The 6,679-nt window shown below is 74.9% G+C and carries 5 protein-coding genes and 1 pseudogene; 2 read left to right on the top strand and 4 right to left on the bottom strand.

The annotated features are described in order from the left end of the window. Positions 1-84 precede the first annotated feature (84 nt). Entirely contained in the window at positions 85-699 is a 615-nt protein-coding gene (locus tag MNZ39_RS22710; protein ID WP_242341378.1) for a DUF4230 domain-containing protein, read from the bottom strand. A gap of 163 nt (positions 700-862) precedes the next feature. On the opposite strand from MNZ39_RS22710, the gene MNZ39_RS22705 reads away from it, so the two are divergent. Beyond that, positions 863-1,354, top strand: coding sequence for a hypothetical protein (locus MNZ39_RS22705; protein ID WP_242341377.1), 492 nt, complete (start codon positions 863-865; stop codon positions 1,352-1,354). 15 nt (positions 1,355-1,369) lie between these two features. On the opposite strand, the gene MNZ39_RS22700 is transcribed toward MNZ39_RS22705, so the two are convergent. After that, positions 1,370-1,801, bottom strand: a complete 432-nt coding sequence (locus tag MNZ39_RS22700; protein WP_242341376.1) for a TfoX/Sxy family protein — start codon at positions 1,799-1,801, stop codon at positions 1,370-1,372. A gap of 11 nt (positions 1,802-1,812) precedes the next feature. Continuing rightward, positions 1,813-2,952: a radical SAM family heme chaperone HemW gene (gene hemW / locus MNZ39_RS22695; protein WP_242341375.1), complete on the bottom strand. Its 1,140-nt coding sequence runs from the start codon at positions 2,950-2,952 to the stop codon at positions 1,813-1,815. Between the two features lie 151 nt (positions 2,953-3,103). Between hemW and MNZ39_RS22690 the strand changes: the two genes are divergently transcribed. Then, entirely contained in the window at positions 3,104-5,197 is a 2,094-nt protein-coding gene (locus MNZ39_RS22690; protein WP_242341374.1) for an OPT family oligopeptide transporter, read from the top strand. A 109-nt stretch (positions 5,198-5,306) separates the two neighbouring features. Here the strand turns inward: MNZ39_RS22690 and MNZ39_RS22685 are convergent. Beyond that, a pseudogene (locus MNZ39_RS22685) lies at positions 5,307-6,679 on the bottom strand (response regulator); the annotation flags it as partial.

Here is a 6,679-nt window from a genome sequence, read left to right as displayed (position 1 = left end):
CGCCGCTCGGCCGACCGAAGCCGCTCCCCCGGTCAGCAGCCGAAGATGTGACGAATCCTCAGGGCGCAGCCCCCGTCAGAATATTCAGCTCGCGCTCTCGCCCGGCGGGAGCGCGTCCACGAACCGCACCTCCCCGAAGCCGAGCCCGACGAGCAGCGCCCGGATGTGCCGCTCCGCCGAGGCCCGCGCCCGCGCCTTCAGCGCGACGTCGCCGTCGACCTCCCGCTCGAAGGCCACCTTGGCGAGGTCGAGCAGGCGCGCCGTCTCGGCCGAGTCGAGGTTCGAGCCGAGGATCTCGGTCTCGCCGGGGCGGATCGCGATGGTGGTGCGGATGGGCGGGAGCACCACGTCGACCCGTCGCCCCTGCACGCCCACGCTCGTGGCGTTCAGCCGCTCGAGGTCGAGGGTGAGGAAGGCGTCGGCGAAGACGATGGCCTTCCCCTTCGGCGCGGCGAGCGTGTGGCGCAGCCAGCCCGCGACGTCACCCCACAGCGAGTCCGCCTGCGTGGGCTCGGGCTCGAAGCTCACCTTCTTGTAGAGCCGCACCTCCAGGGTCTCGAGGCGGGCGACCTCGCGGATCTGGGTCGCCACGGCGGGGGGCGACGGCAGCGGCCGCTCGCGCAGGAAGATCCGGGACACGACGGCGATGCCGGCGCCGATCGAGAGGCCGAGGAGGACGACCGCGAGGAGGCGACGCATGGGAGAGCATGCTATCGCGGCAGGTCCCGCGGCGCCCGGCCGGCGTCGGCGGCGCGGTGCGCCGACCTGCGCGGCGCTGCGCTCCCACCCTCTCGGCTCCACCCGCCGGCGCTCCTCGGATGGGCCGAGCGAGGCCTCCGCGGCGGGCGCATGATGGCGTCCGATGCGCCTCTCGCCCTCTCGCGTGCTCGCCTGCGCCGTGCTCCTCGCGGCGGGCTGCGCCGCAGCGCAGCGCGAGGCGCGCCTCCGCGCGGCGCTCGACGCGCAGGGCCTCTCGCGGCCCCTCGCCGAGGTGTGGCCGGCGGCGCTGCGCCTCCTGGACGAGCGCGGCTTCGACCTCGGGAGCGACGACGGCGTCTCGATCGGCAAGGCGCCGCTCGGAACCGTGTCGCAGCTCCTCTCGCAGGCCCGCGACACGCGGACCGTGAAGGGGGGCCGCTGGGTCGCCGAGACCGATCTCGACGGGTCGGACGTGCGCTACCGGGTCGAGGGGACGGAGCTCGGCGGCGGCTCCTGCCGCGTGATCTTCTTCAAGATCGCGGGCACGCTCGAGGGGCGCGACGAGCGGGAGCACCGGGACGTCGAGCTGGAGCTCGAGCTCGCGCGGCGCGTCGATCCCGCCGCCGCGGCGCGCCTGAGCGACGCCGCGCGGTGAGCGGGCCGGCGGGCCTCACCGCGGGCGGCGCGCGCGCGGCTTCGCCGTCGGCGCCGGCTTCCGCCTCGCGGGCGCGCGCCCCTTCGCGCTCCTCCGCGCGCGGGCCTCCTTCTCCGCGCGCGCGCGGAGCGCCGCGTCGATGGCGAGGCGCGCCCACGGGAGCATCGCCTCGGGCTCCTCGTGCGCGGCGTCGGGCGGCTGGAAGTAGCTCGTCTGCTCCACCCTGCCGTCCCGGCGCGGGTACACCCACGCCTTGCAGCCCGCCTCGACGAAGCGTGCGCGGGTCTCGGCGTCGGTCTTGAGGAACAGCTCGTCGTCGTCGAGGAGCCCGAACATGGTGTCCCCGACGTAGAGCCCGTGCCCGCCGAACATTCGCCGGGCCTCGGCGGGACCCGCGAGTGACAGGAGATCGAGCGCGTGCTCCACGAAGGCTGCGGTATTCGCCATGCCCACCTCTCCTATTCGAGGAGCCGCTCCGCGATCGACGTGTGGAGGTCGAGGCCGCGGCTCGTGAGGACGAGCGCGCCCGCGCGGCGGACCGCGAGCCGGTGCGCCACGAGCCCCTCGGCCTCGCGCGCCTGGGAGGGCGAGAGCGACGCGAGCGGCACGCCCTCGCGCGTGCGGAGCCCGAGCATCAGCCGCTCGTTCCGCTCCGCCACCGGGCCGATGCGGTCCTCCTCCGCCGTCGGCGCGCGTCCGGAGAGGGCGGCGTCGAGGTACGCGCCGGCGTCGCGGAGGTTCCCGTACCGGTACGACCCGCCCTCGCCGCGCACGCAGCCGTACGCGCCGGCGCCGAGCCCGAGGTAGCTCTCGGCGCTCCAGTAGAGCCGGTTGTGCAAGGACTCGCGGCCGGGCCGCGCGTAGTTCGAGACCTCGTAGCGGCGCAGCCCGGCGCGGCGGAGCTCCGCGCGGATCGCGGCGGACTGGGCCGCGGCGTCCTCGTCGGAGGGGAGGGGGAGCCGGCCCTCGCGGCGCAGGCGCGCGAGGGGCACCTCCTCCGCCATGATCTCGGGGTCGAGCGTCAGCGCGTACGCGGACACGTGCGTCGCCCCGGCCTCCACGGCCCGCGCCGCGTCCCTGCGCGCGGTCTCCACCGAGGAGCGGCGCGCCCCGTAGATGAGATCGACGCTCACGTTCCCGAGCTCCTCCGCCGCCGCGCGGATGGCCCGCTCCGCAGCGTCGGGGCCGTGCCGGCGGCCGAGCTTCGCGAGCACGCCCGCGTCGAACGACTGCGCGCCCACCGACACGCGGTTCACCCCCGCCGCGCGCCAGGCGCGGAGCTTCGCCCGGTCGGTCGACTCCGGGTTCGCCTCGATCGTCACCTCGGCCGGGGCGGGCAGGGCGAAGCGCTCGCGCAGGGCGGCGAGGAGGGCCGCCACCTCGTCCGGCTCCCACAGGGACGGCGTGCCGCCGCCCAGGTACACGCTCACGGCGGCGAGGCCGTCGAGCGCGGGCGCGCGCAGCAAGAGCTCCGCCGTGAGCGCCGCGAGGTACCTGCGGCCCTCGGGCGGTCGCTCGGTCGAGACCGCGAAGTCGCAGTAGGGGCAGTGGTGCGCGCAGTAGGGGAAGTGCACGTAGATGCCGAAGCGGCGCGCCATGCCTTTTTCATAGCGCGATGCGGCGCGCGGATCCCGCCTCGCCGTGCGGAGGGGAGGGCGGCGCGGAGCGGCTGACCCGAGAGTCGACATCGCCCGGGAGACGTGGTTTCTTGACGCCCCGCAACCCGGAACCGTGTCGCGAGGACCCCGAATGGCCGAGTTCGCCGCCCCGCCCCCGCCGCCGAAGGACTTCAAGCCCTACATCGCCGACGACACCCGTCTCCCAGAGTTCACGCCCAAGGCCATCGTCGCGGGCGCGTTCTTCGGGATCCTCTTCGGCGCCGCGACCGTCTACCTCGCCCTCAAGGCCGGGCTCACCGTCTCGGCCTCCATCCCGATCGCGGTCATCGCGATCTCGCTCGGGCGGAAGTTCCTCAAGACCTCCATCCTCGAGAACAACATCATCCAGACGGCGGGGTCGGCGGGCGAGTCGATCGCCGCCGGCGTGGTGTTCACGCTGCCCGGGTTTCTCTTCCTCTCCACCGACCCCTCGACCAAGCTCTCGATCGGCGCGGGCTACTTCGACTACGTGACGCTGTTCGCCCTCTCGCTCGTGGGCGGGATCCTCGGCGTCCTGATGATGATCCCGCTGCGGCGCTCCCTCATCGTGAAGGAGCACGGCTCGCTGCTCTACCCCGAGGGCACCGCCTGCGCGTCCGTGCTCATCGCCGGCGACAAGGGCGGCGAGTTCGCGAGGACGGCGTTCCAGGGCGTCGGGCTCGCGCTCGGCTACGCCGTGCTGCAGAAGGTCTTCCACGTCATCGCCGAGAGCCCGGCGTGGGTGACGCGCCAGACCAACAAGTGGCTGCCGAACGCGACGGTGAACGGGGAGATCACCCCCGAGTACCTCGGCGTCGGCTACATCATCGGGCCGCGCATCGCGGGCGTGCTCGTGGCGGGCGGCGTGCTCGCCTGGCTCGCGCTCATCCCGCTCCTCTCCGTGCTCGTGCCCGCGGACGTCATGGCCGGGCAGCTCGTGAAGCTCGGGAACATGAAGGACCTCGCCACCGCCGGCGGCCCGGGCGGCTGGGACCCGGTGGCGCACACGTTCTCGAACCTGCCGAACGCGGTCTACCGCGCCTACATCCGCCAGATCGGCGCGGGCGCCGTGGCGGCGGGCGGGTTCATCACGCTGCTCAAGACCCTGCCCACCATCTGGGCCTCGCTCCGCGACTCGATCCGCTCGCTCGGCGACAAGGCCGCCGCCGCGGGCGTCCGCCGCACCGAGCGCGACCTCTCCTTCCTCACCGTCATCATCGGCAGCGTCGGGCTCGTCCTCCTCCTCGTCCTGCTCCCGCAGGTCCCGGGCGAGTCGATCCTCCAGAAGCTGCTCGTGGCGCTCCTCGTCATCGTCTTCGGCTTCATCTTCGTGACGGTCTCGTCGCGCATCGTGGGGCTCATCGGGTCCTCGTCGAACCCGATCTCCGGCATGACCATCGCGACGCTCATGGCGACGGCGATGGTGTTCGTCGGCGTGGGCTGGACCGGGTCGGCCTACGAGCCGCTCGCGCTCGTGGTGGGCGGCATGGTCTGCATCGCCGCGGCGAACGCGGGCGCCACCAGCCAGGATCTCAAGACCGGCTACCTCGTGGGCGCGACGCCCCGGTACCAGCAGATCGCTCTCTTCGTGGGCGCCGTCTTCTCGGCCCTCGTCATCGGCCTCACCGTGAAGGTGCTCGACACGCCCACGGCGGATCTCGCCGCGCAGGGCGTGCAGCACATGATCGGGACGGAGAAGTTCCCGGCCCCGCAGGCGACGCTCATGGCGACGCTCATCAAGGGCCTCCTCTCCCTGAACCTCGACTGGCACTTCGTGCTGGCCGGCGCGTTCTTCGCCGTGACGATGGAGCTCTGCGGCGTGAAGTCGCTCTCCTTCGCGGTCGGCCTGTACCTGCCGCTCTCGACGACGCTCCCCATCTTCGTGGGCGGCGCGCTGAAGGGCGTCGTGGACTGGCTCGCGGCGCGGCGCGGTGAGCCCGCCGAGGAGGGCGAGCTCGGCGGCGGCAGCCTGTTCGCGACCGGCCTCGTCGCCGGCGGAGCGCTCACCGGCGTCATCGTGGCGCTGCTCAACGTGAACGACGGCGTGAACCACTTCATCGAGAAGACGCTCAACATGGAGCCGCGCATCAGCGGCGTGATCGGCGAGGAGGGCTTCGCGCTCCTCGGCGTCCTCTTCTTCGCCGCGCTCGCGCTCATGCTCTTCCGCGCCGCGCGGAGGGCGCAGCCGAAGCCGCCGGCGGTCTGATGATGGGCGGAGCGCACGAGGCTGCGCTCCCGCCTCGACGACGGCGCGCCGCGGCCCCTGCGCTCCCGCGGGCGGCCTCGGCGCCGCCGCGGCGGCGCAAGAGGCGGGCTCAGGACTCCTTCAGCGAGTCGATCTGCTTCTGCAGCTCCTTGTTGCGCGCCTGCTGGCGGGCGACCTCGCCGTTCAGGAAGTCGTTCTCCCCGCGGACCTCCTCGAGCTCCTCGCCGAGCTGCGCGACGCGCGCCTTCAGGGCCGCGAGCTCCGCCGGGTCCGCCCGCGGCGCGGGCGGCGGCGGGGGCCTCGCCTGCCCCTTCTCGAGCTCCTGCACGCGCCGCTTGAGGGAGAGCTCCGCGCGCGCACGCGTCTCGAGGTGCTTCTCGAGCTCCACCATCGCCGCGCGCAGCCGCGCCGCCTCGGCCTGGTGGCGCTTCTCCGCCTCGGAGGCGCCCGAGGCGAGCGCGCGCCGGCGCTCCTCGCCCTTCTCCTGCGACCGGCGCGCCTCGTCCTCGCGCGCGCCCCGCTCGCGCTCGAGCTCCTCGAGCCGCCGGCGCGCCGCGGAGAGCTCCGACTCGAGCCGGCTCGTCGCTCCCTGCAGCTTGCCGGTGTCGACCGCGAGCCGCTCCTCGGCCCGCGCCCGCTCCGCGGCGGCCGCCTGGGCGGCGCGCGAGGCGCTCTCGGCGGCCGCGCTCCGCTGCTGCACCATCTCCTTGAGCGTCGCGACCTCCTTGCGCAGCCGCGCCGCCTCCTCCGCCACCGGCTCGAGCTTCGCGAGCCGCGCGATCTCCGCCTCGAGCCGCCTCGTCCGGTCGCGCTCGGCGTCGGCCTCCCGCCGCACCGCCTCGCCCGCCTTCGCGAGCTGATCGCGCTCCGAGGCGGCCTGCGCGGCGCGCCGCTCCGCGTCGGCCCGCGCCCCCTCCACGCGCGCGAGCTCGCCCTTCGTGCCGGCGACGGACGCCCGCCCCTCGTCGAGCGCCGCGCCGAGATCGCGGACCCGCTGCTCCGTCGCGGCGAGCTCGGCGACCTTGGCCTCGTACGCGTGCTCCGCGGCGATCGCCTTCTCGTCGTAGGCGCGCGCCTCGGCCTGCGCCCGGCGCAGCTCCTCCTCGAGCCGCGCGGCCGCCTCGGCCTGCGCCGCCGCGTCGGCCTCGAGCGCCTCGATGCGCCCGCTCGCCTCGGAGAGGTCGGCCTGGGCCGCCTCTTCCCGGCCGCGGGCCTCGGCGAGCTCTGCGCGGAGCGCCTCCGCGTCGCCCTCCGCGGCGAGCCGCGCGTCCGCGGCCTGCTCGAGCTTCGCCGCGAGCTCGCCCATGAGCCGCCGCACCTCGGCGGCGAGCGTGTCCCGCTCCCCGGAGAGCGCGGCGAGCCGGGCGTCGGCCTCGGACCGCTCGGCCGCGCGCGCGGACTCGAGCTCCGCCATCGCGCGCGCGTGCGCCTCCTCCGCCTCGGCGCGCGCGCCCTCCAGGCGAGCGCGCTCGTCCGCCCGCT

It is taken from the genome of Anaeromyxobacter sp. SG66, from assembly GCF_022690805.1.
Lineage (GTDB): Bacteria > Myxococcota > Myxococcia > Myxococcales > Anaeromyxobacteraceae > Anaeromyxobacter > Anaeromyxobacter soli.
Note: the sequence above shows the minus strand (reverse complement) of the source record. Positions and strands in the feature narration are given on the sequence as shown.

Coding starts and splice junctions, on each gene's coding strand:
- MNZ39_RS22710 (WP_242341378.1), bottom strand. CDS start 699: ATGCGTCGCCTCCTCGCGGTCGTCCTCCTCGGCCTCTCGATCGGCGCC.
- MNZ39_RS22705 (WP_242341377.1), top strand. CDS start 863: ATGCGCCTCTCGCCCTCTCGCGTGCTCGCCTGCGCCGTGCTCCTCGCG.
- MNZ39_RS22700 (WP_242341376.1), bottom strand. CDS start 1,801: ATGGCGAATACCGCAGCCTTCGTGGAGCACGCGCTCGATCTCCTGTCA.
- hemW (WP_242341375.1), bottom strand. CDS start 2,952: ATGGCGCGCCGCTTCGGCATCTACGTGCACTTCCCCTACTGCGCGCAC.
- MNZ39_RS22690 (WP_242341374.1), top strand. CDS start 3,104: ATGGCCGAGTTCGCCGCCCCGCCCCCGCCGCCGAAGGACTTCAAGCCC.